Below are 23,663 nucleotides of genomic sequence, written 5' to 3'. Positions count from 1 at the left end.
TCGCGCTAGAGTTCAGCTGCGATGCACCAGTAACGGAGCCAGGCGACTTCGCACGCAGGCGTTCTCGCCAGCACGGGTTGCTATCCCTTGACGCACACCACCTGACGCAGGGTGTGCAGCACTTCGACCAGCTCACGCTGGGCGTGCATGACTTTGTCGATGTCCTTGTAGGCCATCGGAATTTCGTCGATGACCGCTTCGTCCTTGCGGCACTCCACGTGGGCAGTGGCGCGAATCTGATCGGCGACGGTGAACGTATTTTTTGCCTTGGTACGGCTCATGGTGCGCCCGGCGCCATGACTGCAGGAATTGAACGACTCCTCGTTGCCCAGCCCGCGAACGATGAAGCTCTTGGCCCCCATCGAGCCCGGAATAATCCCCAGTTCACCCTTCTTCGCTGACACCGCGCCCTTGCGTGTGATCAGTACGTCTTGACCAAAATGCCGCTCCTTCTGCACATAGTTGTGATGGCAGTTCACCGCTTCGAGCGCGACCTCGAAAGGCTTGCGAATGATCTGCCGCGTCGCCTGAATCACCGCACGCATCATCAGTTCGCGGTTCTGTCGGGCGAAATCCTGCGCCCAGCCCACAGCCTCCACATAGTCATCAAAATGTCGGCTGCCTTCTTCGAAATAGGCCAGGTCACGGTCCGGCAGGTTGGCGATGTGCTGGCGCATATCGGCTTGGGCCAATTGGATGAACAGGTTGCCGATGGCGTTGCCGACACCACGCGAGCCACTGTGCAACATGAACCAGACCCGGTTGGCTTCATCCAGGCACACTTCGACGAAGTGGTTGCCGCTGCCGAGCGTCCCCAGATGCCCACGATTGTTGGTGTTGGCCAATTTCGGATACTTGTCGGTGATCAGCTTGAAGCGCGGCTGCAACCCCGCCCAGGCCTGATCAGCCTGCTGAGGAATCTCGTCCCACGCGCCTTTGTCTCGCCCAGAACGATTGGAACTGCGGCCATGTGGCACCGCTTGTTCGATTGCAGTACGCAATCCATGCAGGTTGTCTGGCAGATCTGCAGCCGTTAGCGACGTACGCGCAGCGATCATGCCGCAACCGATGTCAACGCCCACCGCTGCCGGAATGATCGCGCCAACTGTCGGGATCACGCTGCCGATGGTCGATCCCTTGCCTAAATGCACGTCAGGCATGACCGCCAGATGCTTGAAGATGAATGGCATTTTTGCCGTGTTCATCAACTGTGCGCGGGCTTCGTTTTCAACTGGGACACCTTCGGTCCACAGTTTGATTGGCTTGCCGTTGGCGACTTCGAGGAGCTGGTAGCTTTGATCTTTCATAAATCGGTGTCCCTGTTTGTTTGCATGAGCGTTGCAGCCGCTGTGCCAGCTTCGCCGTCGCGCCCTACTATTTAATGCATCCACTTGATTTAGAAGGAATTATTAATTTTCTGAGTCGGTCTCGGCGAGCAATCGACGACAAAACCGCCTCAAAGAAATTATCATTGTCTATCGTTATTTATCTTTTGAGATAAGCATGTCTGAAAAACTCACGGTCGCTATCGGATTTATCGGAGCCACGCTCGATCGCGTCGGTAAAGGCGCAAACCGTTGGAGCCACTGGCGTCCCACAGTCGGCCTGTGCCAACAAGCCAATCTGCCGATCCATCGGCTTGAACTGATTCACAGCCTCGATGCGCGCGACGTCAGCCTCGCGCAGCGCGTTACTGTCGATATTCAGCAGACATCTCCAGGGACCGAAGTGCGCCTGCATCCGATGGCGCTGCGCAATCCCTGGGATTTCGAGGAGGTCTACGGCGCCCTGCACGATTTCACCACGGCTTACAACTTCGACACCGAGACCGAGGATTACCTCGTACACATCACTACCGGCACCCACGTCGCACAAATCTGCTGGTTCCTGCTCACCGAGGCGCGCTATCTGCCGGCCCGCCTGATCCAGACCTCCCCCGCCAAGCGCAACAGCGATAACGAGCCCGCCTGCGGTACGCATGCGCTGATCGATCTCGACCTGTCGCGTTATGATCGCATCGCCTCACGCTTCGCCAGCAAGCGCCTGGAAGGCCTGGAGTTTCTCAAGTCCGGCATCGCCACGCGCAACTCTGCATTTAACCGTTCCATTGAACAGATCGAACGCGTAGCGGTGCGCTCCAAAGCACCGATGCTGCTGATCGGTCCGACCGGCGCCGGCAAATCCTTCCTGGCCCGACGCATCTACGAACTCAAACGCAATCGCCATCAGATGCAGGGACGCTTTGTCGAAGTGAACTGCGCCACCCTGCGTGGCGACGGTGCGATGTCAACCCTGTTCGGTCACGTCAAAGGTGCCTTCACCGGTGCGCAAAACGCTCGCGAAGGCCTGCTGCGCGCTGCCGATGGGGGAATGTTGTTTCTCGATGAAATCGGCGAGCTCGGCGCAGACGAACAAGCAATGCTGTTGAAGGCAATCGAAGAGAAACGCTTCTTCCCGCTGGGCTCGGACAAGGAAGTGGAGAGTGATTTCCTGATCATCGCTGGCACCCACCGCGACCTGCGCAGCCGGGTCGCCGAAGGCGCGTTTCGCGAGGACCTGTACGCTCGGATCAATCTATGGACGTTCGACCTGCCCGGCCTGGCCGGGCGCCGCGAGGATATCGAGCCAAATATCGATTTCGAACTGGAACGCCATGCTCGCGAGCATGGGCAGCGGGTGCGCTTCAATCTCGAAGCGCGCCGACGCTACCTGGCCTTCGCCGGCTCACGCGAAGCAACCTGGCTGGGCAACTTTCGCGAACTGTCCGCATCGATTACGCGGATGGCGACGTTGGCCGACAGCGGGCGTATCGATGAAGCGCAGGTGGACGATGAGATCGATCGATTGCGGTATGCCTGGGGCTTGGCGCAACCCACTGCATTGTCAGCTGACTTGCCGGGAAATGGCGAGAGCATGGACTTGTTCGACCGCTTGCAACTGAAGGCGGTTATCGACGTATGTCGGCAGGCGGATTGTCTGTCAGATGCCGGTCGACAGCTGTTCGGTGTTTCCCGGCAGGCCAAGGCGCAGCCCAATGATGCCGATCGCTTGAGGAAGTATTTGGGGCGGTTCGGACTTGAATGGGCTGAGATCGCAGGCACGAAGTGAAGTGCAACGCCCCTGAACACATAGCCTCAATGATGACCGTAGAAAAAATGAATTAGCCGCCTGATCTCTCGGTCAAGAATTATGAACGCAGTAAATCTGACGAGGTGACAGCAATGACTATCCAGGCAGAGACACTCGTACAACTGACCGAAGCGCTTCAAGAGCGCGGCATGAAGATGGTCTCAGACGTCCATTTCACTCGTGCGCCTTACCGCTACAACCACCGCTGGATCTGCATCGTCGAGTGAACATGCTAGTTGCCGGCGCCTGGATCGAAACGTCCAGCGCCGGCGCCGTTTGGCATCAATCATTCGAAGGCGTTCCGCTCAAACCCAGATCACCGTCTCAGTATTGATCTCGGCCACGTCTGTAGAATCAACCTGCCGCTGGCGATGCAGACCGTCGCGCATTATTGCAAAGTCGATGTTCTTGTTCTCAAGCTCTTTCAGGACCAAGCCTGAAATTCTGTAAATGCCGCAGTCCGCACATTCGATAAGTTCGCCGCCGTGAGCTTCTTCCGTTGCCCGCACCTCAAGCCCGCATAGATAACATTTCATCGCCGATCTCCTGTTTGCTGGTGCTCAAGAGATCGTCTTGTTGAGAAGGAAGTTTCAACTGAACGCGTCTTGTCCGGCGATTGTATTCCCGCTGTTACTCCAAGGACGACAGCAATAAATAAACCCGGCGCAATGGCCGGGTTTTCTGAACGTTTGAGTTCATGACCCCTACTTCGCGCCGCCATTGTCGTGGCCCGTCTGGGCATCTTGATCGGAGCCAGGATTACCGGGTGGCGGATTCCAGTCTTCTGGTCGCTCGTCCGCACCCTGCTTTGGCTCAGACTCAGCTTGCTCCAGACCGGAATCATGACCCTCGCCAGAGTCAGGGGTTTGCTCGCCCGGGCCCGGATATGGCGCTTCTGGGCCGTTGTTGTCGTCGATCATCATTTTCTCCTGTCAGTGGCGCAAGGGGCTGCGCTTACTAGTGAGAGAAGATGCGCATACTCGGAGTGCGATCCGCTCGACGAGCGGACATAAAAAAACCCCGCTCTACGACGGGACTTAACTATCCGATAAATCACTTATTCCGTTGCAGCCAACCTATCAACATGAATGCCAAGCCAGGTATCAATAGCCCCGGCGCGATATATGCAAAGGTTCCGCTGACAAGAAGACCATTGAGGCCGAAAACCAAGCCGCATATTGCAAGTGGCAGCCCAACAACAAACATTGGCTGTTTGAACGCCTTGTCCATGACTCGACTCCTTTCAAGAGTTTGGTATTAAACAACATGGCTGCGCGTGCATGGCGGAAAAGGATGCCTTGATCGATGCGTTTTCTACCGGCCTTCTGGCAACAGTAGGGGAGCCATCCTGGAGTTGAAGGCTTGATCGGAATCCAGAAGTCGCGCAAATCTTACGCCCATGAAAAAGGCCAATGCTTTGAACATTGGCCTAAGTCATTGAAAAATATGGTCGGGACGGAGTGATTCGAACACTCGACCCCTAGCACCCCATGCTGGGGACTGTAGCCACGCAAGCAATTGTTTTATAAGGATAACACCCTGTTTTACGGCTAGCAAAACATCCGTTTTTTTGTGCTTATGCAAACGGATACACGCGGCCTACAGAGGTGGTTTTGCGCACGGAGCGAAAACTTTGAACCATGCCGTGCTTGCCCTTAATTTTTGGAAAAGCCACATTGTGGGTACAGGCATTTTCGGCCTGACTCAAGGAGAAACAATGGATATCCAAAAGCTCACCGACTCACTCAAACCTTGGCTCGCTCCAGAGACGTGGCACACCGGCCACCCGTTGGACGACCAGCGATTTCACAGGGCTCTGAAAGCAACATTCGACGATCAAGGCATTCAGATCAGCTCTGACGATTTCCGCCAAGCCATTATTCAGGGGTTGACCGACTATCGTCCTGGCGACGTCAAAGCTTTTGCAGAAGACATTGAAGGATTTGCACAGCGCGCTGAAGATATCGCCAGCTACCTGTTCGACATCAAGCGCTAGCAGTACCTGACCCGCCCGTTCCAGTGGCGGGTCTAATAGACCCCCACCATGTCAAGGTGACCCCGAAATCCACCCAACCTATTGATGCATAAAGGAAACCCACCAGAATTGGCAGGGTGAAAAACTGACCTTACCCGCTATAAGAATCAACAACTTAGCGCTGTATTTTCCTACAGTGCTCTGCCCTTCCACGGCGTTCTGCCGATCAAATCTCCCTCTGCTATTCTGGGTTCTTCCATGGAGGACACCCAATGCCGAACTCAGATCTACTCCCTTCCCTGCTCGCCAAGATCAACGAAAACCAACTTGCCCTTGAAGCCGCCATCATGGAGCTCACCCTTTGGGTAGAGCAGCGCGGATCAGCCGATGTCGCCGAAAATGTCCGAAGCTCTCTGGCCGCGCTCGATCGGAATGAAGAATTCATCAAAATGACCTTGGCTGTTTTGATGACGCCCGACTGACAGCTCGTCGCCCCACCCTCGCCCGCCGGCACAGCCTCGATTACTGTATATGCAAACAGTATTCAGTAAGGCGTGCCCGTGGACCCCCTCTATATAGAAGACACCGACGATTGGCTCGGCAACCCGACCCCCCTCGAAACCTGCCGACACCAGCTCAGGATGTACGAGAACGAATTCGAAGCGCTCACCCTCAAGCTGGAGCGAGCTTTGGCGAATATCGAAGGCTTGGTCAGAGACAATGATGCACTCAGGCAGGAGAGAGATGCTCTCAAAGCCAAGCTTCAGTACGCCGAAGGGGCTTTGTTGAGCGAAAAGCGAAGATTCGCCGACGTCGAGCACAACAGAAACCATCTGTTCAATGAAAACCAGCGCCTGTTCAGAGAAGCTCGAGATCGTGAGGAATTCGCAGGTCATTGCGAATGCTGCGCCGAAAAAGGTTTGTGACGAAGCCAGCCCTGACGGGTCTACGCTGAATCAGATCCAGCCGAGGGCATGGCAATGTGCGGACGACTTTCACAGTACAGCGGAATTCACGACTTTGTGGCGGCGCTGAGCATGCCGAACGCGCTCATCAACTCGACCGGCGAGCAGCCCTTCGAGCGGTACAACGCCGCGCCAACCACTCAACTGGCTCTCTTCCACCAAGAAGGCCAGTTCCTGCACGCCGACATGGTTCGCTGGGGGTGGCGCCCGCATTGGGCGAAAGACCGAGCAGCGCCAATCAACGCCCGCGTGGAGAAAGTCGCCCATGGCCCGTTCTTCCGCGCGATCTGGCCGCACCGGGCAATCATCGCGATCAACAACTGGTTCGAGTGGGTCGATGAAGGGGAACCGAAGAAGCAGCCCTACCTGATCAGGCACCGGGACCAATCCCCAATCCTGTGCGCAGCGATCGGCCAATACCCGAACGAGGAGCACGGCCCCGGCGAGCACGACGGCTTTGTGATCATCACAGCCGATAGCGCCGGCGGCATGGTCGATGTCCACGACCGGCGCCCGGTTGTTCTGCCGCCAGAGCTTGCCCGCGAATGGCTCGACCCGGCCACGCCAAAAGAACGCGCCGAACAAATGGTGCTGCATGAGGGTGAACCATCCGAGGCTTTCGAATGGTTCAAGGTTGACCGAGCCGTGGGCAATGTCCGCAATCAGGGCCCCGAACTTATCAAGCCGATTAAAGAAAACAACCTGTTCTAAGCCGAACTCAGCGCGCGCAGGCGGTTCTCTGTCGCGTTGTCGAAGATCACGTAGAGCTTGTCGATGGTGGATTCGGTTAAGGCGCGCGCCGACTCCAGGCCATATACGAATCCCTCAGCCCTGGCGCCTGCCTTGGCTGCGATGATCATCGAATCTGCACGCGCAATCTCAGCGAGAAGCTTGTCTGCAGCGCGTTCAATGTTCGGGCTCAGTTCTACACCTTCCATGTCGCCTCCTGCTTTTTTGGGATCAGCAACAGGATAGCGGCATCCGCCTCAGGGCACATCTTTGAAGAAGATGTGGTGACCGAGCTTCAGTGTCTGCTTGGCCTTCGCCGCCCATGCCGGCGCCTTGATGCTGGTGGCGTAATAATGGGTGGCGCCGCCGGTAGGATCCGGCACCTTGCCGTCGATCACCTGGTCAGCGGCGACCCGGCACTGGGCCAGCTCGCGGAACGGGATCTCCTTCACGCCGATCAGGAACTGATAGTTCGGGTCGGTCTTGTTCCAGCAGCTGAACTGGTACGGTTTCTGGCAGACGCCGGCATAGCCTTCACCCCACCACGACTTCTCCTTGCCGTCGAACACGCGGTTACGGATCGTCCATGCCACGGCAACCTGCCCGGCGACCCCCTCCCCGCGAGCCTCTCCCCACAATGTACGCGCGAGGATGTCGCGGTCTTTTTCAGTGACACTCATATTTTTCTCCAGGCAAAAAAATACCCGCTCAAGGCGGGTTCGGTTTCTTGTCGATATCAGATTGAAGGGGCGGCACGGGCCACGGTTGTCTCTTCGTTGTACGGCTCTGGTTGCTCGGGCCATGCGGGCTCAGTTGGCCAGATCGGCTGACCGGTCACGCGCCCAAGGAGAACGCGGTACTTTTTCCATTCGGCAAGCGCCGCAACTCGCGACGGCTTTTCATCAACCTCCTCAGGCAGCGCGTAGTCGCCGTCAATGGCATCGTTGATCGCATCGATCCGGCTTTGCAGTGCGGTAATTTGCGCGGTTGCGAGCCGGGTCCGGAAATTGAGGTCCGCCGTCGTGACGCGCAACAACTCTTGCGCGGCTATCGCATCAATCAATTCCTGCGGGATCTCATCGACGTACGTTTCGCCTGCTAGCAACTCCATGTCGGGATTGATGGCGCGCCAACCTGTTGCAGTAATTGCGTAGGGCATATTTCACCTGTCGAAGTAGTAGCCGATGCAGTACGCAGACGCTCTTGCTGCGCCGGCGGCCTGATACGTGATTGAACCGTCACTAGCCGAGATAGCACAACGCGCATTCAGGACGGGCCCCGCCTGAACAAAGACTGTCCAACCTGCCGTGATCGATGTGGCCGCATCTGAGGGAGTGAATTGCGCGTAACCGCTGCCGGGGTTCTGCCAGGCGCCTTCAAGCGTGTGCGCTGTCACCGGCGTACAAGATCTGGTGGAGAACGAGGCAACACCTGACGCCGCGCTCAGCAGCAAGAACGGAACAGTCTGTGGATCGGCATGCTTGTAGGAAACGTATCCCTGCTCCGGGTGGTGGTCGAACTTGTATACCTGGTTTGCGGTGGTCGACCGGACCAATAGTGAGCCGATGTAACGACGGGTACTATCGCTCGTCTTCTGGTGGGCTTGGTTGTAATAGCGAGTCGGGGCTGTCGAACTTTGCTCGATGGCGCCGGCAGAAGTCAGGTAAAGATGGATGAAGCTGCCGGCCGCCCCAGCCGGCGTAATGCTTCCGCCGGCATAAGCCACCACCTTTCCGACGGACGGAACGTAAGCGCTACCTGCCCCGATTGCGATCGAGGTTGCAGACGACCATGTCATCGTCAAACCTTCGATAAAGCCTTGAGCGCCGCCGATACCGCCCTGTTCCCGAGAGAGCGGCACTGTCAAGCCGGTGAATTCGGTGATGTCAGAGTTTGCGCCCTTGCCCGCCTTGCTGAACTGCAGCTTGGCCAACGCGGCAAGGATTGTGTCAGTTGAAACTACCGCCGACACAGCGCCTGGAAGCGTAAACCCTGTCAGCAGAGACGCACGAACCCTCGCTTCGGTGAAATACTTGTTCGTCACCCCTTCTGCAAGACCATCCGCAGTTGTCAGATTCAAGGATTCACGCACACCGGGCAGCGTCGGATCCTCGCCCAACACTGCCAGTACTCCGCCGAACTGATTGACGAGCGCCCGCAGCGCGTCCGCCGATTCCTTCACATAGCCCTGCATCGGAGCGATCGCGTAGACACCGGCCGCGTTGGTCGCGCCTTGGTAGTTTGGCGAGATCGACATGGTGGTATCGCTGGCGATGTTGGTGATCTCGTACCAGCCGCCATCTGGCCCGCGAAACGCATCACCTACGCGCCCGTTGGACAGGAACGAAGTCCCGGTGCCGGTCACTGCGTTGGAATTTTGGACGACAGAAACCGTCCCGGTTTTGTACCAGGTCATTGACTAACTCCAGAAATAGAAGAGCTCAGGCGAGCAATTTTGCGCAGAGGAAGGGCCGATGCCCCTGATCTGTCCAGGCGTTCGAGGCAAGGCTGTACATCAGGATTCGGCCGTTGGCGTAATCAACGCCCAGCGCGCAACTTCCGCCTGATGAGTTGTTGTGACAGGTCATCGTGAAAGGATTGATGGAAACGTATTCGCCTGCACCCAGCGCCTTGTTGATCCCCCATATATAGCGCTGCCCGACGCTAAGCTGCTCTGTGCCGATGTACGTCCAGTTTCCCGCCGCGAATGTCACGACCACTGCCGGCGCGCCGCTGTCGTAGCACAGCACACCATTTGGATCCCACAGGCGCAGACCGTAAGTGGCTGTCCCCATAGAAGCCCACGCCGCCACGAAATACTGACCGCTCAACGACTCGTTGACCTTCGACGCATTCATCGAAAAGCCAGTCCAGTTGCCTGGACCACCGGTGAACCATACCGAATACGGAACCTGAATTACGCCGGTCTGGTCCGGACGAATGAACACTAGCGGCGGGTCTTGGCTGGTCACTGCGCGTGAAAATGTGGCCGTCGCGGTCGCCACCCCCGAATAGGAACCTTTGGTGAGCATGCAGAGCCGTGGCGCTTCGGAGTCGATCTGGACAAACGAGTTATCGTTGATGCTCTGAAAACCGTAGCTCATGTGGCAAACCTTATTGCATAGGCCTTCGAGACAACTTTCGATTGCAGGCCGGTTGTAGACGAGGGGTTTTTCGGCTGCACCACAACCTGACCGACCGCCGTCGTGACGTATGGATAGGATCGAAGGTTTCCCGACGAGTCATTCTCCGAAGGCTGCACATCCTGTGCTCTCGTCGGGATGATCATGAACACGCAATTGGCCGGGTTGAAGCCGGGAATGTTCAGGGTGTAGCTGGGCGTATTACCGCTGAAATCGATCACGCCCTGCCAGATCACCTGATAGGTGGAGCTGTTTGTGTCCATAGCGAGCTGACCGCTCTCGTTGAACACACGAAGGCCGAATAGAGCCATGGATTACCCCAAATAGCCGAGACGAACACGCAACACGTTATTGGCGTCATAGACAGAAACGTTCAGTGAGTTGATCACCAAGCGGCCCTGTCCCGGGACAATGCCGTTTATTTCCAGAGTGCCGTCTTTGTTCAGGATCCAGCCTTGCTGGCCCGCGATGTAGTTGGTGGAACTGATGTAGCTGCCGATCTTGGCGTTGGTTATCGTTCCGTCCTGAATGAACGCCGAGTTCATGAACACCTGCCCGCCCTGCACGGCGAACGGCACCGCGATGGCGCCGCCGGCAATGGTGTTGACGATGGCGAACCGATCAGCGCTGACAAGGAACTGACTCTGCAATCCGGCTGGTCCGTTCTCGATACCCAGTCCCACACCGGCCGCGATGTACTGACCCGTCCCTGAGTTGTACTGCATCTTCACCGACCAACTCGCAGAGACCTTGCCGTTCACGTCATTGACGATGGACGTGTTTTGCTCAATCGCTGTTTGCTGCGTTCCGACGGTGGTGCTCAGCTGAATGATCTGCTGAGCCGTCGCCTGCTGATTGGTCACGACAACCTGCTCCAGCGTTGTCAGGTTGGCCGCGTTATCTCCAACCTTGGCGTCGAGAGTTGTGGTTCTCTGAGCCAATGCTTCGGTTTCAGATGCTCGGACTTTCTGTTCCTGAGCAATGCTGGAAGCGCTCTTCCATGCGCCTATCGCGCCATTGAGCTCGCCCTCCCCGTCGTCGTCTCGGGACGAAGCGCGCAAAGCCTCGAACGCTGTCGCCGTCGCCGTGACAACTCCGTCGAGTTCGGTGATCTCGGTGGTGTTGGTCGCGACCTGCTGGGCGAGGCCATTGGCAGTTTCCACCGTCTGCCCAACGTCGAGCCAGTAGAGCGGGTTCGGCGGCGGCGTGTTGAGCGGCACCGGGCCGGTGGCTTGATAGATCCGCTTGCCCTGCACCACCAGGTCGTACTCTTCGTAGGGGGCATCAGGGTTGTAGCCTTTCAGGCCGTCGAGCGCGTCGATCTGATCCTGTAGCCCGGGGATCAGATTGATTTTGTCGACTATGTCTTGGCCAAGTTCTGTTTCAGTGATCTGCCCTTTAATCAGCTCGAGAATTGGACTGGCCTCTGAGCTCGACTGCCCCTGCACGCCAAGGCCGATCGGATGCCACGGACCGATGTTGCCGATCTTGTCGACGATGCGCCCCCAGAAATAGAAGGTCACACCGGCGCGCAGGCCGAGCATAGAGAAATCACTCTGCGGATAAGCCAAGTCTGTCAGCTTGGTCGCGGACTCAAGATCGGTCGTCGGCCCGTACCAGATCTCCGTGCGCTGGCTGTCCTCGGCGCCAGCAGGGAAACCCCACTTGAGATAGATACCGAACAGCAAAGGTGTTGCGGTCAGGAACGCCAGCGCCGGCGGAAGACCCTGCTTCCCGCTGAGGTTGGTCAGGATCGAGTTGCGCCACGGCGACGTGATATCGAACGCGCTCACCGCACGCACCCGCGCCACGTAGGCACCGGCGTAGATGCCGACCACGTCCACGTTGGTCATCCCGGTGCGCTGCAGCTTGATCCAGTTGCCACTGTCCTTGCGCCATTCCACGTCATAGCCAACCGCTCGATCCACGGCAGGCCAGGTGATGGTCATGGTGGCCACGGCCATCCCCTGCACAACCGATGAAGTCGACGACAGCGATACGCTCGCCGGCGCCGGAACTACGGTGATCGGGATCACACTGATCGGGCGTTCTTCCAGGCGTGCGCCGGTGTCGATGAAAGCGAACTTGCTCGGCTCGAACTGGAGCGCGCTGATTTCGTAATCGCCCTCGGTGGTGCGCTTGGTGCGCAGCACGCGATACAGCGGGATTGCCAGATCATCGGCGTCGAGCGCCCATTGCAACTGCGCCACCGGCGGTTCGCTGTAGGCAACCGTCACGGTCACGGCGCGGCCGTTGACGCTCTGCACTGTGCGACCTTCGGCGCGGCCGCCCGGCAGGTTGATGATCAGTCGATCACCGGCCTTGGCCTGGGTGTCGCGATCGAGGGTAATCACCCGCCCCGCCACCGCCGAGATCCGGCCGCCGACTTCGCGACCAGCCAGCAGCGAATCCGCCACTGGGATGATGTGCCCGGGCAGCGGGATCACGCCCTCCATACCAGTCTTGAATGAAACGGTGCGGTCTTGGTTGTTGCTGAGGATCGCCCACTTGCCACGGCGCTGGGCCTCGGAAGCACGGGTGCAGCCAATGGCGCTCAGCTCGGTCGGCCGGTCGCCGTAACGGCGTTGAAGATCCAGGTCAGCGAACGGGATGACATCGGTGTCGTAATTGTTCGCCGGGTTGTCGTAGCTGACCAGCGCCCGGGTGTAACGGGTCTTCGCCGAGGCACTGCCATAGGAGAACTTGCCGTCGATGACGTTGGCGCGGGTGAACACATAGTCGAAGTCCTGCGCGCGCGGCATGTCCGCCTGCATCACCAGCTGCCCCTGCGCCCAGTACGTCATGCCCCGGTAGATCGCCGAGATATCGCGCAGCAGCGACCAGGCATCAGCCTTGCCTTGCAAGTTCATGTCGCAGAGAAAGCGCGGTTCCTGACCGCCCAGGCCGTTCGGCACCAGTTGATCGCAATATTGAGCGATGCGGTACAGTTCCCACTTATCGACCATGAACGGCTTGATGCGCTTGCCCAGACCGAAGCGGTCTTCGGTGCAGATGCCGTAGGTGATCCACGCCGGGTTATTGGTCCAGGCCGATTTCATCGAGCCGTCCCATGTCCCGGTGTAGGTGCGCAGGATCGGATCGTAGTTGCTCGGCACCATCCAGCGCCGAGCCTTGCACTTCACGGTCACGGCCGGGATGTTCGTGAACTGCTCGGCGTCGAATTCGATGTAGAGCAGCGCGGTATTCGGGTAGCGCAGCTTGGCGTCGATCACTTCGGTGTAACCGGCCACCAGCATTGTGTCGGCGATCTTGTTGGTGTTCTGGTTCGGCGTCAGGCGGCGCACGCGGATCTGCCAGCCACTGGTGGCGTCGGGCAGATCGATGCGGCGGGAGCGCTCGTAGCGCGTGGTGGTCTTACCGTCGACGGCGTCCACCAGCACCTGCTGATAGGCGCCGCCATCGGTGGCCACATCGATTGCGTACTCGATCCGGTAGCCGCCGACGTTGCCCTGGTCATCAGAGCGTTGCAGCGCCGGCCAGGCCAAGCGCATGCGCACGGCGGAAAGCTGGGTATTGGTGATCGATCGAACCCACGGCGAATCGCTGCGCAGCTCAATGTTCAGCGACGTCTCGTTCTCCACGGACGGAATGCCGGGAATGTACGTCTGATCCACCGACCCCGGGCGCCAGTCCCACTTCACGTTCGGGAAGTTGTAGTTGCCGCTGGCATCGCGGATCGGTGTGTTGTCCAAGTAGATGTCGTAATCGGTCGGGACGCTGTCGAATTCACCCTCGCCCACGGCGATAAGCAGCTTTGCCAGGTTGGTCGAGCGCAGGCTGTCGCTGGCCTCGGTCGGCGACTTCGGCTTGCTGCTGCCGCCCTTCTCGCCGTGGATATCGATCTGTGCTGCTGCGCCCATGCTTTCCTCCAGGCATAAAAAAACCGCCTCGCGGGCGGTCGGTGTGCTGCTGTGCTGATTACACTTTGTCTTCGGCCAGGATCGAGGCCGAGATGATCATCCCGCCCCACCGGCGTTCGCCGATGCAGATCGGTACCGGGTTGCCGCTGGCCGTGGTGTTCTTGGCGCTGCCGAAGGCGTAGGACGGAGAGTTTTCGGGGGAGGCGCTCTGCTTCAAGCCAGACGCTTGGGGGCTGAGCATTTGGATCACACCGCCGATCGCCATCGACGCGCCGGCCGCATATAAAAACGGCGACGCGGCTGCAAACGGAGTGAATGACAGCACATAGGCTGCGGCGATCATCACTGTGCCGATAATGGTCTGTAACCCGCCAGCACGCTTGCTGCCACCAATCACTGGAACAATGCGGATTTCCCGTGTACCGCCGAGATCGAATCCGTCCATTCCGATGTTTGCGCGATTGCGGAAGATCGCAAACTTCAGTCCAAGGCGCTCCAGTCGTTTAATTTCCTCGGCGAACCCATCAATGGTCGCATTGAGCGCACGGAACACCTCCACGGTCGATCCGCCGTCGAGAAGGAATGGCTTGCTTCGAAAAAACTTCTTCGCAAGCGAGCCGGACAACATGACTTTCGTCATTGGCGTGTAGGTGATTGCTGAGCACATGCCATTCTCCAGGCAATAAAAAACCGCCCGGAGGCGGTCTGTTCAAAGAGTCGTGGGCAGTATGTCGATCTGCCCATCGCCCCCGGTGAAAACTCGGTATTTCTTGACAGCGCCGTCTTTCACGATCGCTTCCCGCTCCACTCGGGCTGCACCCAGGGAGCAGATGCCAGAGCCGGTGTACGCGGCGCCAACTGAAACCGAATCAGGCGGCAGATAGAAAGATGCCTTCTGACCCGGGTCGAGCTTGGCGGCTTGCTTGCCATCGATAAAAACGGCCATTGAACAAAGGCTTCCGGTCTGTCCAGAGTCGCGGATCACTTGCAGTGTCCCGTATGCCCCTGAAGGCTTCGACTGGTAGGCCGACAACTGACTGGCCGGCGCCTGCTTAGCTTCACTGGAAGGCGTTGGCGAAGTCGCACACCCCGCCAACAGCGCTACCGCCAGCGCTCCTACGATCAATTTCATGCAAACTACTCCTGTGGAAAGCAACACTGTAATTTCGAGCTGTCTGGATATCCAGCGTGGATGAAACCTCAGTAGAACGTTTACGCGCGTCAATAGTAGCATTGCGCCACAATAAAGATCCTCAATAACGGAGAGTTTATACATGGAAGGTTTCTCAATACCGCCAACCATATTTGTGGCATTCGGCGTAATTACCGCAGCACTACTAGCAGGCTTTTTCTCATTTTTAAATCTGGTAAGTGCAAAAGAAAATAAAGTTTCAGAATTTAGGCTCGCTTGGGTCGATGGATTAAGAGATGAAATATCCATCCACACCGCCGCAGTGCAAGAATTACTGAGAATTGAAGACAACAATATATATTCTCAACATGATGACCTTACTGAAGAAGAATCAACCACATTAAAGAGGGAGTGGTACAAAGACTCGCGTGAAACATATGCAAAAGTTATTGAAAATCTTACGCGCATACAGTTAAGACTAAATAAAAAACACATTGAAAACGAGCCGTCGAGTCATGAAGCCATATTGATGCAATGTCTCACCAAGTCAAGAATGCATTTCAACAATGGGGAATATGACAAAGGATATGTTTGCTGTGATGAAATCAGAAATGCGGCCGCACCATTGCTGAAGTCGACATGGGACTTGGTAAAGAATGGCGAGCAAGGCTATCAGAGGGTTCGGACGATAGCAGCATATACATTGATATACGGGACTGTGGCGGTCACTGCAGCATTTTTGGTCTCTTCATTATTATTTTTAAACCAAACAACCGATCAGTACAAAAAGCTTGGGGTGCAAAATTTAACCATCAAATTTGAAAACGTACAACCTCCGAAGCCAAAGCTTGAAGATAACATTAAAGAGAGTTACAAAGTTTCTTCACCAGAGAATTAAAACACCTCTGAGAATTCAAACCTTATCAATCAGTAATGGCCTTTATATCACGATACTGGTTTATTGCCTGAAAAAACCAAGGCGTATTTTGTTTGTGAGTTATGGAGCGCTGTCCTGACGCAACGGATTCCCCAGTCCTTTGCCTGCAAGCCCAAAGACTGGGATTGCGCCAATTTCGGCGCGCTTATGACCTGGAGGTCAATGTGAGTAATAGTCGTACTTTGTTCCCTTATATATTGATGACTAAGCATCAGGACGTAGCAATGCTTGCCGGCGTGGTCGCCGAAGGTGGCGTCTACGTAAAAAACGATGATGGTCTCTATTCGTTTTGGACCACGAAGAGTTTCGATGAGCTAAATGAAGAGTTCAAGCAAGCCGGAAAACAGTACGCACTTATCCTTGCTGAACAGTTTGGCTTTGCCCATGCTGATGGCCAGCTCGCGGGTGTTCTACAGCACATCAGTTAAGTCGTGACCGGCCACCAGTCCAGAGAACCTTGCCATCGACGACCTCGATCTTGGATCCCTCGGTTAGGCGATAAGGCCCGCTGAGCACATACTCAGCGCGGCCATCCTGAACATCGACCACAACCGGCTCTCGGTTAGGATTGGTAAAGCCTCGACGCCAAGCGATGGCTGGGGAAAATTGATCTGGCTGACTCATAACGCTCTCCTGCGGATTTCCGCGTCAGTGATGGTGCATCTTTGTGCCTGAGAATCAGGCGTGTTCGGTCGAGCCACGGCCCACCAAAGACAATGACCTCAGATGGTCTGCCGTACAGGTGGTGCAGCAAGAAAGGGCCGGGGCCGAACGTCTCGGCATCTTCGCCCGGCAACTCCGGATCACTGCCGAGGAAGATCCCCGCGTGGTTCGGGTAAACGGTGCGCCCCACTTCCATCACGATCATGTCACCGCGCTGCGGCTGGTCGACGCGGTAGAATCCGGCGGCTTCGTAGTTCGCTTCGTACAGACTGGTGCTGTCCTTGCTTTCCCACCAGCCATCGGCGCGCTTGAAGGTTTCGAACTCCAGCCCCCACTCGCGCTTGTACCAATCGGCGCAGACCTGCCAGCAGTCCCAGGCTCCGTGTACGAACGGGCGTTTCAGCAGCGGCACTTCACCGGTGGGAACGATGGTGCGCAGGTCGCCTTCCGGCCAGCTCAGGATATGCCAAGGCATCGCGGTCGCTTCGCACATGGCAAGGTCGCGAGGTGAAGGCCTGCTGGTTGCGTCCGGATGTGAATGCACCACGCCGATCACTTCGCCCACGTCTTCGGCCGCCGCGTACTGCTCGGGATCGATCCGGAACTCTTCGTTCGGCTCGATCGAGACGTTGATGCAGGGGAAGTATTGCTGCTTGCGCCCAATCGCCAGCAGGAGCCCGCAGCACTCTTTCGGGTACTCGGCGGCCGCGTGCGCCTGGATCGCATTCAAGATGTGCTTTCGCATGTCAGCTCCTTGCGATCAGGGAAACGGCGGGAAAGCCACCAAACGGCAGCGGGTTTCCTTCTCCGAAGCGCGGGATGCAGCCCTTGCCCAACGTGGCGTCGCACTGGTCGAGTTCAGGATTGTCGGTAATGACGCCGTCCTTCGTGACGTACGGCCCGGTGTAGCCACAGTTCGGCCCGCGATATCCGCCGGTGAGACACCAGTGGCAAAGGGTTGTGGCTTGGCGGCCGATCGACTCATTGCCGACGTCGCCCGGACTCGCCAACTCCCAACTGACCGTTTCGCCGTCCTCGTTCGTTTTCTGGTCGATATACCAGACCTCGATCGTCTCTTGGGTTGGGTCTGCCGTTGGGTTGCCGGCTGGGAAGTTCGCCGCGTCGAGGTAGCTGCCGAGCGTGTGCCGCATCGTCAACTTGAACTCGAGCAAGTCCTCGAACGCCAGACAGAGCGCGGTGATACGCCCATTCACGTTGCCCACGGACAGAGTTGGACGGACCGCTGTGCCGTCGCCGTTCGCCTCAATGCCGTCGATCTGCATGGGCCAGGCGCTGTACTCGTTGCCCTGCCAGTAGATCGCCTTCGCCGGCAGCTGGTCGCCATCGTCGCCGGCGGCAATCAACTCGGCCGGCGTGTGCGGTATCGAGTGCCCGTGGAAGCGCAGCACGTCCGCACCATACTCCGTGCCGTCCAATTCAAAGAGCAGCACTTCGCTGCCAGGTTCAAGCACCTGGATGTCACTGATCAGCGGCATGGTTGCCCCTTATGGATGGAATGCACGCTCGAACGTGGCAGTGAGTTTGAAAACGCCGCCACCCACCGGAGTGGGCACGGGATTCTTGCAGGTGAACAGGCCAAGCTGGCCCAAGGGAGTTGTCCACAGGAAGGCTTTCGCGCCGGCGTGCCGATCAAGGAACGCCATGATCTCCAGCACCTTGGCTTGAGGGCCGCTGTAGGTGATCGGGTACGCGTCTTCCTTGTTGTTCGGCCCGTCGCCAACTTCCTGTTTGTAGCCGCCGCCAAACTGCGAGGTGCGCACCCGATAGGAAATCTCGGGCGAGTCACCGTGCTGGGTTGGCCAGGTGAATGTTTCGATGGCCATCAGCCCCTCCCGTTCGTGAGTTTCCAGATTGATCCGCCGGGTTGCAGCGCTCGGGCGATCGCGGTTTCAGCTTCGGCTTTCGCTGCTTGCTGAATGCCTTTGCCAAGCTGCGTCGTGTCTTCTGCGCTGGCCGCGCCGCCAGCGCCTGCGGTTTGTACCGACACTGCGACGGGGAAGTTGTAGACGTTGCCGCCACCACTTCCGCCGCCGCTGATTGCCCGCACGCCCAGTTGGCCGCCGGCGGTGCGGGTCAGCGGCATGATTGCCTCAGGCCCCGCCTCGCCCATGACGCCAGTCTGCCCGCCTGCCATCCCGAACGCTGTCGGCTTGCTCACCACGGAGTTGGTGAACGCAGCGCCATTGGCGAACATCTGCACACCCGACGACCAGGCACCGCCGAGCGCCTGAGGAAAGTAGCTGCTGGAATAGCCCGCCGAGGAGGCGCCGAGATTGGAGGACGTCGCGCCCGCAGACCCAGCCGCCAGCCCATTGCCGCCACTACCGCCGGTGAAGTAACTGGTGGCAGCACCGACGAGGCTGCTCAGCAATGCCGAACTCGCCTGACGGGTCTCGATGCGCGCCATGTCCGCCAAGATCGACTTGGTGAAATCCGAAAACGATCCCTTGCCGGTGATTGCGAAGTTTACGACCGCGTCTTCCATGCCACTAAAGGCATTGGTGAAGAGGTCGCGGGTCTGGCCGGCGATGTTGCGCGCGCTCTCCAGATAGTTGCTGAACGCCGAGGTTGCCCCGTTGCGCCAGTCGCTCTGCGCGGCCGACATCTGCTCGTAGTTGCTGAGCACTGTTTCGCTCAGGTCCGTTTCGCTTCTGTTGATCGCGTCGAGCTTGGACTGGTACTCCTCGGCGCTCATGTTGCGCGCCTTGTCGGCCCGGTCGCGCGCCAGATCCAGACGCTGCTGGTTGGCTCGATCGGCAATGCCGTTCAGTTCGCCATTGATGGCGTTCTCACGGTCGCCACGGCCGACGCCATCCGCTGCACGGCCGCCAGCGCGCCGCAGGGCGACGTTCTGCTGGTCGAGGGCATCGGTGTAGACCTTGATCGCCTGAGCCTGCTTGGCGAGCCTGCCCTGCTCGTTCGTCGCGATGACTTCGAGCTCACTGTCGGCTTCCTTCTGAGCCTTGACCATGTTGGCCCTGGCATCAGCGATCTTTTGGTCGAGCTGAATGCGTTGCGCGGCTGTGGTGCTGGCCTTGGCTTTCGCCGCCTCCAGCGAACTGATTTCAGCCTGATAAGCGGCGGTTACCTCGTCGCGCTCGTTGCCGATCAGCGCTTGGCGCTTGAGCAGGTAATCTTCCTGCGTGACCAGTCCAGCTTTCTGCGCGGCTTCCAGCTCCTTCTGGGCGTTTTTATATTCACCGAGGATCAGCGAGAGCTGGTTTTTCGAGTCGTTGAACTCGGTCAGGTTTACCGCTGAGGTCGCGGCTTTCGGATCCTTGTTCTTGTCGCGGATGTTCTGGATCGTCTTCGAGACAACCGCTTCCTGCACCAGCGGATCGTTCGGGTTCGCCTTGCGCAGCGCTTCGACGTCGCGCTTGTACTCCTTAATCAGCTTGTTGCGCTTTTCCTCGTTGGTGAGGTTCGAGTCACTGATGGATTTCAGCCTGATCGCAGCGTCAATCCCGCCTCGCTCGATGGCTACCCGGTCGCCAATGAACTTCGTACGGGACTTTTCCGCGTCGATCTGTAATTCGAGGAACGCCAGCTCTCCGCGATCCTTTGCGACATCCCGCGTTTCCAGCCCCAGAGCAGCAGCGCGCCCGCCTCGCCCCTGATTCGTCTGGAGTCTTTGGCGGATGACCTCAGCCTGCTGCTCCAAGGTTTGAATCCGGCCAATTTCTTTCGCGGCATCCAGCGCGCCAGAGGCTGCTTGCTTGATTTTGTTCCAGGCGCTCTCGATCAGGCCGAGGTTCTGAGTGACCTGCCCGGTGCGCTCTTCGATGGTATTGGCGTATGTGTCGGTGAGCAGCTTCGCCGCCCCAATTGTGTCGCCCTGCTCTTTCAGCGCCACGATCTGCGAGTAGACCGAGGCAGTGAGGAAGTTGTACTGGTCGTTCAACTCCTTGGCAGCAGAGACGGGGTCCTTGGCAATCTTCGCGAACTCGGCAATCGTCTCGTCGATAGACTTGCCGGTGGCCTTTTCCATCTGCAGAGCAGCTTCGGTGATCTCTTCGAAACTGCCGCTTGCGATCTTGCCGTTGCCCGCGAGCTTGGCCAGCACCTCAGCAGCCGCGCCAGTGGTGCCGACAGTTGCGCTCACCTGCTGCGCCATCGATGCCAACTGAGTAGCGCTTGTTCCGGCGGAGTTGCCGGTGAAGATGATCGCCTTGTTGTACTCGTCGGCCTCCTGGCTGCCCTTGTAATAAGCAAGCGTCAGCGCGCCGACAGCCGCAGCAGCGACAGTAAACGGGTTGATCAGGCCGAGCACGTAACCGCCCAGTGCTTTCGCAGCCGGGCCGATGCCGCCGAACATATCTTTGAGCTGTCCGCCCTGTTGGAGCAGCACGGTCAGCGGAGCCTGGCCGCCTTGCAGCGACACTGCGATATCAGTGAACTGCGCAGGAACACCACGAAGTGCAGCGGCTGTCTGCTTGGCGGTGTTGCCAGTGCGGGTAAGGCTGTCGTCAAAACGGGTCAGATTTGCCCGGGACTGATCAATCTTCGCCTGGTAATCGCTGAACGTCGATGCATCGAGCGCGCCCAGTTTTTTCTGCTTCGCCAGCTTTGTTTCAAGATCATCCAGACGACCCAGCGCTTTGACAGTGGGGTCAATCTCGCCGAGCAATTCAGCAAGCTCGTCTTTCTGCTCTTTTATCGCAGCGGAAGCCTTTTTCGTGCCCTTAGCGACTCGCTCAGCCGCCTTTTCGGCGCGGTCGCCAGCAGCCGTGAGCTTGTCGAGGTCGGAGCTCGCCTGCGCAGCATCGGTCGAATCGACCTTGATGCCGAGTTCAGCAATAGAAGTCATGCGGGCTCCGTTATTTCGATTCGCTCATCACGAGCATGGCTTCTGCTTCCATGACACGGATGTCGTGGAAGACTTCAGGGATTTCGCGCCGCTTCATGCCCAGCATCGAGGCCACCGGCGGCAAGGCGTTGTAGTCCAGCCCGGTAGCCCCGCCCATGCCTACGCGCCACTGCGTGGACATCGCCTCGAACAGCAGAAAGGCCGGCCAGTTGTCTGGCCAGACCTCGTACTCGACGGCGGGAATGTCCGCCAAGGTCAAACCGAACGCCGCCAGCGCAGCTTCTGATGGCCCCGGCTCATAGATTGCGCGGGCGGCGCCGGTCAGTTTCCCAAGCGGGCCGGCTGATAGGCAGTTTGGTACGCTTCCAGCACGGCCTGAGGCGCACCAATGCAGGTGGTAACCAGCGCAGTCAGAGATTCATCCGACAGCTTCTCGTCGAAAGCCCAGCTCGCGACGATGTCCTTGAGCTGACCAACTTGCAGCGCGATTTCGGCGCCGGTCGCTTCTTGCCAGCTCATGTCGTCTTCCTGCACCTTCTTCGCATGCTCGTCGCGCGCCGCGTTCCACTTATCGAAGTGCGCGGCCAGGGCCAGCCGATCCATGTACTTGAACTCGAACTCAACACTGATCGGGTCAGCGCCGACGCGCGGGATAGCGACCTTCGCCTTGAAGGTCGGGCTCTGAGAGATTTTGATCTTGGCCATGGGTTACACCGCCGCTGCGTAACGAGTTGGGCGGGAGGCCAGAGACAGGGTGATGGTGCGGGTCATGATGTTGTTGCGGGACAGTGTTGGGGTCGACGTGATCGACACGTACGCGTTGTAGTAGATGACCGAGGCGTTAGGCAGAGTCAGGCGCAACACGCGAGGTGCGCGGTCTTCGTCTGCGGTTTCAACCACTGCCACATATGGCAGCGACGGATCATCGGCCACAGTAATGGACATGCTGATCGGAGACTTGGTGGTCGGCAATTGGCGATCGTCAGACTCTTCCAGAAAGCCGAAAGTCGTGAACTGCTGTTCGCCACCGGAGCTCGTACTGTCGGTGATCTGGCTGATTTGAGCCCAGCCACTCGCGGCACGAACCGAGCCCACTCCTGCGCCAGCCGTGTACACGACAGTGTTGGTGGTGTTGATGCCTTCCAGCTCGAAAGTGCCGGTGTCGGAATCAGCCACCCGGGCAACCTTATCGTTCAGGCGGGTCCAACCGGAGTTCACGACGATAACGTCGCCGTCGGTAAGGCCGTGCGCGGCGGCCGTAGCAACCGCCGGATTCGCGTTGCTGATGGCAGTTACAGGCTTCAGTGCGCTGAAAGTCGCTGCGATTTCGAGAATGGAGCCGTTGGGGAGAATGGCGCTCATTGAGAATGTTCCTCTGTGCAGAAATGACAAAACCCGCTGAATGGCGGGTTCTGGGTTTGCCCAACGGGCGGATTAGTTTGTGTCGGATCGGTATTGGAACGAAGCCGGTACCGTGAAGGTGTTGCCGTCTGGAATTCCCGGCCCGGGCGCAACCGGCGTCATGACCAGCGCCACAAGCCCAGCGCGGGGAATACGCAGATTGAGCGGGAACAGCGCCGCCAGTTCATCAACAATACCGCTCGCCTCGGTGCGGTACTTGCCGGATGCCGTCACGATGTTGACCTGGAACACACCAGCGTAGACCCGGTGATCGCCGCTCAGCGTATTGCTGGCCGTGACCGCCGGCAGAGTGAAGGCTCGCAGGTACGTCTCGCCCGTCGCTGGCGTGTAGGTTTCATTCTCGACTACAACCTTGATCGGCTTGGCGCGAGCCTTCGCCCAAGCCAGCAGACGCGACTCGAAGGCCGCCGCAATGATGTTGTGGCTCATACCTGGTTGTTCCTGATGGCTTCTTCGACGATCTGCTGGAAGCGCGCCAGCGTTATCTGCACCATACCGGCCGGGGCCTTGGCAGAGTGCCCATATTCCAGTGGAATCGCATACGGCAGGTTATTCAGGATGTACGCCGCCTGCCCCGCCGTAAGGTCGCTGGCAGAAGCAATCAGTGAGGCGATCGCGTCCTGACCAGTCGGATCAACCTCGTCGAAGGTAACGCTTTCGATGTTGTCGATCGAGAGATGCCAGTTGCCTTTGAATCGGCCTGTGTCGACTGGTGAGAGGCGTATAACCGAGGTGCCCAGCTCGACAACGACCTCGCGAAACACTTCATCGATTGCGTCTTTCGCCTGCTCGGCGAATTGCGCCAGGCTTTCAGCAAAACTTCCCTGCTGGCCGCCGTAGCGGCTGGTCATGTGATTCG

Annotated in this window: 30 protein-coding genes; 8 read left to right on the top strand and 22 right to left on the bottom strand. The window is 58.2% G+C overall.

Features of this window, described 5'->3' with window-relative positions; translation table 11 throughout:
* Positions 1-80: 80 nt before the first annotated feature.
* On the bottom strand, positions 81-1,307 hold the full coding sequence (locus ACZ0AZ_RS19210) for an RtcB family protein (RefSeq protein WP_129999110.1): 1,227 nt from the start codon (positions 1,305-1,307) through the stop codon (positions 81-83).
* 196 nt (positions 1,308-1,503) lie between these two features.
* On the opposite strand from ACZ0AZ_RS19210, the gene rtcR reads away from it, so the two are divergent.
* A complete protein-coding gene (rtcR, locus tag ACZ0AZ_RS19205) occupies positions 1,504-3,108 on the top strand; it encodes an RNA repair transcriptional activator RtcR (protein ID WP_463537921.1) in 1,605 nt (534 codons plus the stop codon).
* A gap of 113 nt (positions 3,109-3,221) precedes the next feature.
* A complete protein-coding gene (locus ACZ0AZ_RS19200; protein WP_024012411.1) occupies positions 3,222-3,356 on the top strand; it encodes a hypothetical protein in 135 nt (44 codons plus the stop codon).
* Between the two features lie 78 nt (positions 3,357-3,434).
* Here ACZ0AZ_RS19200 and ACZ0AZ_RS19195 read toward each other — a convergent pair whose 3' ends face one another.
* The 3 genes from ACZ0AZ_RS19195 to ACZ0AZ_RS19185 form a co-directional block, all read right to left on the bottom strand.
* A complete protein-coding gene (locus tag ACZ0AZ_RS19195; RefSeq protein WP_039762111.1) occupies positions 3,435-3,665 on the bottom strand; it encodes a hypothetical protein in 231 nt (76 codons plus the stop codon).
* Between the two features lie 168 nt (positions 3,666-3,833).
* The gene (locus ACZ0AZ_RS19190; protein WP_463537920.1) at positions 3,834-4,049 is read right to left on the bottom strand and encodes a hypothetical protein; all 216 of its coding nucleotides are present in this window, start codon (positions 4,047-4,049) and stop codon (positions 3,834-3,836) included.
* A 133-nt stretch (positions 4,050-4,182) separates the two neighbouring features.
* The gene (locus ACZ0AZ_RS19185; protein WP_165368415.1) at positions 4,183-4,359 is read right to left on the bottom strand and encodes a hypothetical protein; all 177 of its coding nucleotides are present in this window, start codon (positions 4,357-4,359) and stop codon (positions 4,183-4,185) included.
* Positions 4,360-4,762: 403 nt separating this feature from the next.
* Here ACZ0AZ_RS19185 and ACZ0AZ_RS19180 point away from each other — a divergent pair, with 403 nt between their 5' ends.
* The 4 genes from ACZ0AZ_RS19180 to ACZ0AZ_RS19165 all read left to right on the top strand — a co-directional run bounded on the left by ACZ0AZ_RS19180 (position 4,763) and on the right by ACZ0AZ_RS19165 (position 6,780).
* The gene (locus tag ACZ0AZ_RS19180) at positions 4,763-5,125 is read left to right on the top strand and encodes a hypothetical protein (RefSeq protein ID WP_463537919.1); all 363 of its coding nucleotides are present in this window, start codon (positions 4,763-4,765) and stop codon (positions 5,123-5,125) included.
* A 251-nt stretch (positions 5,126-5,376) separates the two neighbouring features.
* Positions 5,377-5,586, top strand: a complete 210-nt coding sequence (locus ACZ0AZ_RS19175; RefSeq protein ID WP_186565496.1) for a hypothetical protein — start codon at positions 5,377-5,379, stop codon at positions 5,584-5,586.
* Between the two features lie 78 nt (positions 5,587-5,664).
* Positions 5,665-6,030 (top strand): hypothetical protein, encoded by a 366-nt coding sequence (locus ACZ0AZ_RS19170; RefSeq protein ID WP_463537918.1) that lies wholly within the window; start codon positions 5,665-5,667, stop codon positions 6,028-6,030.
* 54 nt (positions 6,031-6,084) lie between these two features.
* A complete protein-coding gene (locus ACZ0AZ_RS19165; protein ID WP_463537917.1) occupies positions 6,085-6,780 on the top strand; it encodes an SOS response-associated peptidase family protein in 696 nt (231 codons plus the stop codon).
* Here the strand turns inward: ACZ0AZ_RS19165 and ACZ0AZ_RS19160 are convergent.
* From ACZ0AZ_RS19160 to ACZ0AZ_RS19120, 9 genes are read right to left on the bottom strand one after another with little or no spacing between them, the layout of a single operon-like run.
* Positions 6,777-7,007, bottom strand: a complete 231-nt coding sequence (locus ACZ0AZ_RS19160; protein WP_463537916.1) for a hypothetical protein — start codon at positions 7,005-7,007, stop codon at positions 6,777-6,779. The genes ACZ0AZ_RS19165 and ACZ0AZ_RS19160 overlap by 4 nt on opposite strands.
* 48 nt (positions 7,008-7,055) lie before the next feature.
* On the bottom strand, positions 7,056-7,478 hold the full coding sequence (locus ACZ0AZ_RS19155; RefSeq protein WP_463537915.1) for a cell wall hydrolase: 423 nt from the start codon (positions 7,476-7,478) through the stop codon (positions 7,056-7,058).
* 56 nt (positions 7,479-7,534) lie between these two features.
* Positions 7,535-7,957, bottom strand: coding sequence for a tail fiber assembly protein (locus ACZ0AZ_RS19150; protein WP_463537914.1), 423 nt, complete (start codon positions 7,955-7,957; stop codon positions 7,535-7,537).
* A gap of 3 nt (positions 7,958-7,960) precedes the next feature.
* Entirely contained in the window at positions 7,961-9,214 is a 1,254-nt protein-coding gene (locus ACZ0AZ_RS19145; protein ID WP_463537913.1) for a hypothetical protein, read from the bottom strand.
* Between the two features lie 25 nt (positions 9,215-9,239).
* On the bottom strand, positions 9,240-9,902 hold the full coding sequence (locus tag ACZ0AZ_RS19140) for a hypothetical protein (RefSeq protein WP_159245099.1): 663 nt from the start codon (positions 9,900-9,902) through the stop codon (positions 9,240-9,242).
* Positions 9,899-10,252, bottom strand: a complete 354-nt coding sequence (locus tag ACZ0AZ_RS19135; protein WP_159245097.1) for a hypothetical protein — start codon at positions 10,250-10,252, stop codon at positions 9,899-9,901. The genes ACZ0AZ_RS19140 and ACZ0AZ_RS19135 overlap by 4 nt, the downstream gene beginning before the upstream one ends.
* A gap of 3 nt (positions 10,253-10,255) precedes the next feature.
* Positions 10,256-13,822, bottom strand: coding sequence for a TipJ family phage tail tip protein (locus ACZ0AZ_RS19130; RefSeq protein WP_463537912.1), 3,567 nt, complete (start codon positions 13,820-13,822; stop codon positions 10,256-10,258).
* Positions 13,823-13,880: 58 nt separating this feature from the next.
* Positions 13,881-14,489, bottom strand: a complete 609-nt coding sequence (locus ACZ0AZ_RS19125; protein WP_463537911.1) for a tail assembly protein — start codon at positions 14,487-14,489, stop codon at positions 13,881-13,883.
* A gap of 42 nt (positions 14,490-14,531) precedes the next feature.
* Positions 14,532-14,954, bottom strand: coding sequence for a hypothetical protein (locus tag ACZ0AZ_RS19120; protein ID WP_463537910.1), 423 nt, complete (start codon positions 14,952-14,954; stop codon positions 14,532-14,534).
* Positions 14,955-15,096: 142 nt separating this feature from the next.
* Between ACZ0AZ_RS19120 and ACZ0AZ_RS19115 the strand changes: the two genes are divergently transcribed.
* Together ACZ0AZ_RS19115 and ACZ0AZ_RS19110 are read left to right on the top strand one after the other, a co-directional pair.
* A complete protein-coding gene (locus tag ACZ0AZ_RS19115) occupies positions 15,097-15,852 on the top strand; it encodes a hypothetical protein (protein WP_463537909.1) in 756 nt (251 codons plus the stop codon).
* A gap of 263 nt (positions 15,853-16,115) precedes the next feature.
* On the top strand, positions 16,116-16,319 hold the full coding sequence (locus ACZ0AZ_RS19110) for a hypothetical protein (RefSeq protein ID WP_463537908.1): 204 nt from the start codon (positions 16,116-16,118) through the stop codon (positions 16,317-16,319).
* 134 nt (positions 16,320-16,453) lie between these two features.
* Here ACZ0AZ_RS19110 and ACZ0AZ_RS19105 read toward each other — a convergent pair whose 3' ends face one another.
* From ACZ0AZ_RS19105 to ACZ0AZ_RS19065, 9 genes are all read right to left on the bottom strand, one after another.
* Positions 16,454-17,299 (bottom strand): C40 family peptidase, encoded by an 846-nt coding sequence (locus ACZ0AZ_RS19105; protein WP_463537907.1) that lies wholly within the window; start codon positions 17,297-17,299, stop codon positions 16,454-16,456.
* A 1-nt stretch (position 17,300) separates the two neighbouring features.
* Positions 17,301-18,050: a phage minor tail protein L gene (locus ACZ0AZ_RS19100; RefSeq protein WP_463537906.1), complete on the bottom strand. Its 750-nt coding sequence runs from the start codon at positions 18,048-18,050 to the stop codon at positions 17,301-17,303.
* A 9-nt stretch (positions 18,051-18,059) separates the two neighbouring features.
* Entirely contained in the window at positions 18,060-18,398 is a 339-nt protein-coding gene (locus tag ACZ0AZ_RS19095) for a phage tail protein (protein WP_305382954.1), read from the bottom strand.
* Positions 18,398-21,382: a phage tail tape measure protein gene (locus ACZ0AZ_RS19090; protein WP_463537905.1), complete on the bottom strand. Its 2,985-nt coding sequence runs from the start codon at positions 21,380-21,382 to the stop codon at positions 18,398-18,400. Before ACZ0AZ_RS19090 ends, ACZ0AZ_RS19095 begins: the two co-directional genes overlap by 1 nt.
* A 10-nt stretch (positions 21,383-21,392) precedes the next feature.
* Positions 21,393-21,641: a DUF1799 domain-containing protein gene (locus ACZ0AZ_RS19085; protein WP_262949017.1), complete on the bottom strand. Its 249-nt coding sequence runs from the start codon at positions 21,639-21,641 to the stop codon at positions 21,393-21,395.
* Between the two features lie 62 nt (positions 21,642-21,703).
* Positions 21,704-22,087 carry a phage tail assembly chaperone gene (locus tag ACZ0AZ_RS19080; RefSeq protein WP_262949016.1) on the bottom strand — a complete coding sequence of 128 codons (384 nt, stop codon included), beginning with the start codon at positions 22,085-22,087 and terminating at the stop codon, positions 21,704-21,706.
* Between the two features lie 3 nt (positions 22,088-22,090).
* Positions 22,091-22,744: a phage tail protein gene (locus ACZ0AZ_RS19075; protein ID WP_262949014.1), complete on the bottom strand. Its 654-nt coding sequence runs from the start codon at positions 22,742-22,744 to the stop codon at positions 22,091-22,093.
* A 72-nt stretch (positions 22,745-22,816) separates the two neighbouring features.
* Positions 22,817-23,233 carry a DUF4128 domain-containing protein gene (locus tag ACZ0AZ_RS19070; RefSeq protein ID WP_262949012.1) on the bottom strand — a complete coding sequence of 139 codons (417 nt, stop codon included), beginning with the start codon at positions 23,231-23,233 and terminating at the stop codon, positions 22,817-22,819.
* Positions 23,230-23,655: an HK97 gp10 family phage protein gene (locus tag ACZ0AZ_RS19065; RefSeq protein ID WP_262949010.1), complete on the bottom strand. Its 426-nt coding sequence runs from the start codon at positions 23,653-23,655 to the stop codon at positions 23,230-23,232. Before ACZ0AZ_RS19065 ends, ACZ0AZ_RS19070 begins: the two co-directional genes overlap by 4 nt.
* Between the last annotated feature and the right edge of the window lie 8 nt (positions 23,656-23,663).

This window comes from Pseudomonas sp. AC239 (assembly GCF_979258545.1).
This window is presented reverse-complemented; position numbering and strand designations above follow the sequence as displayed.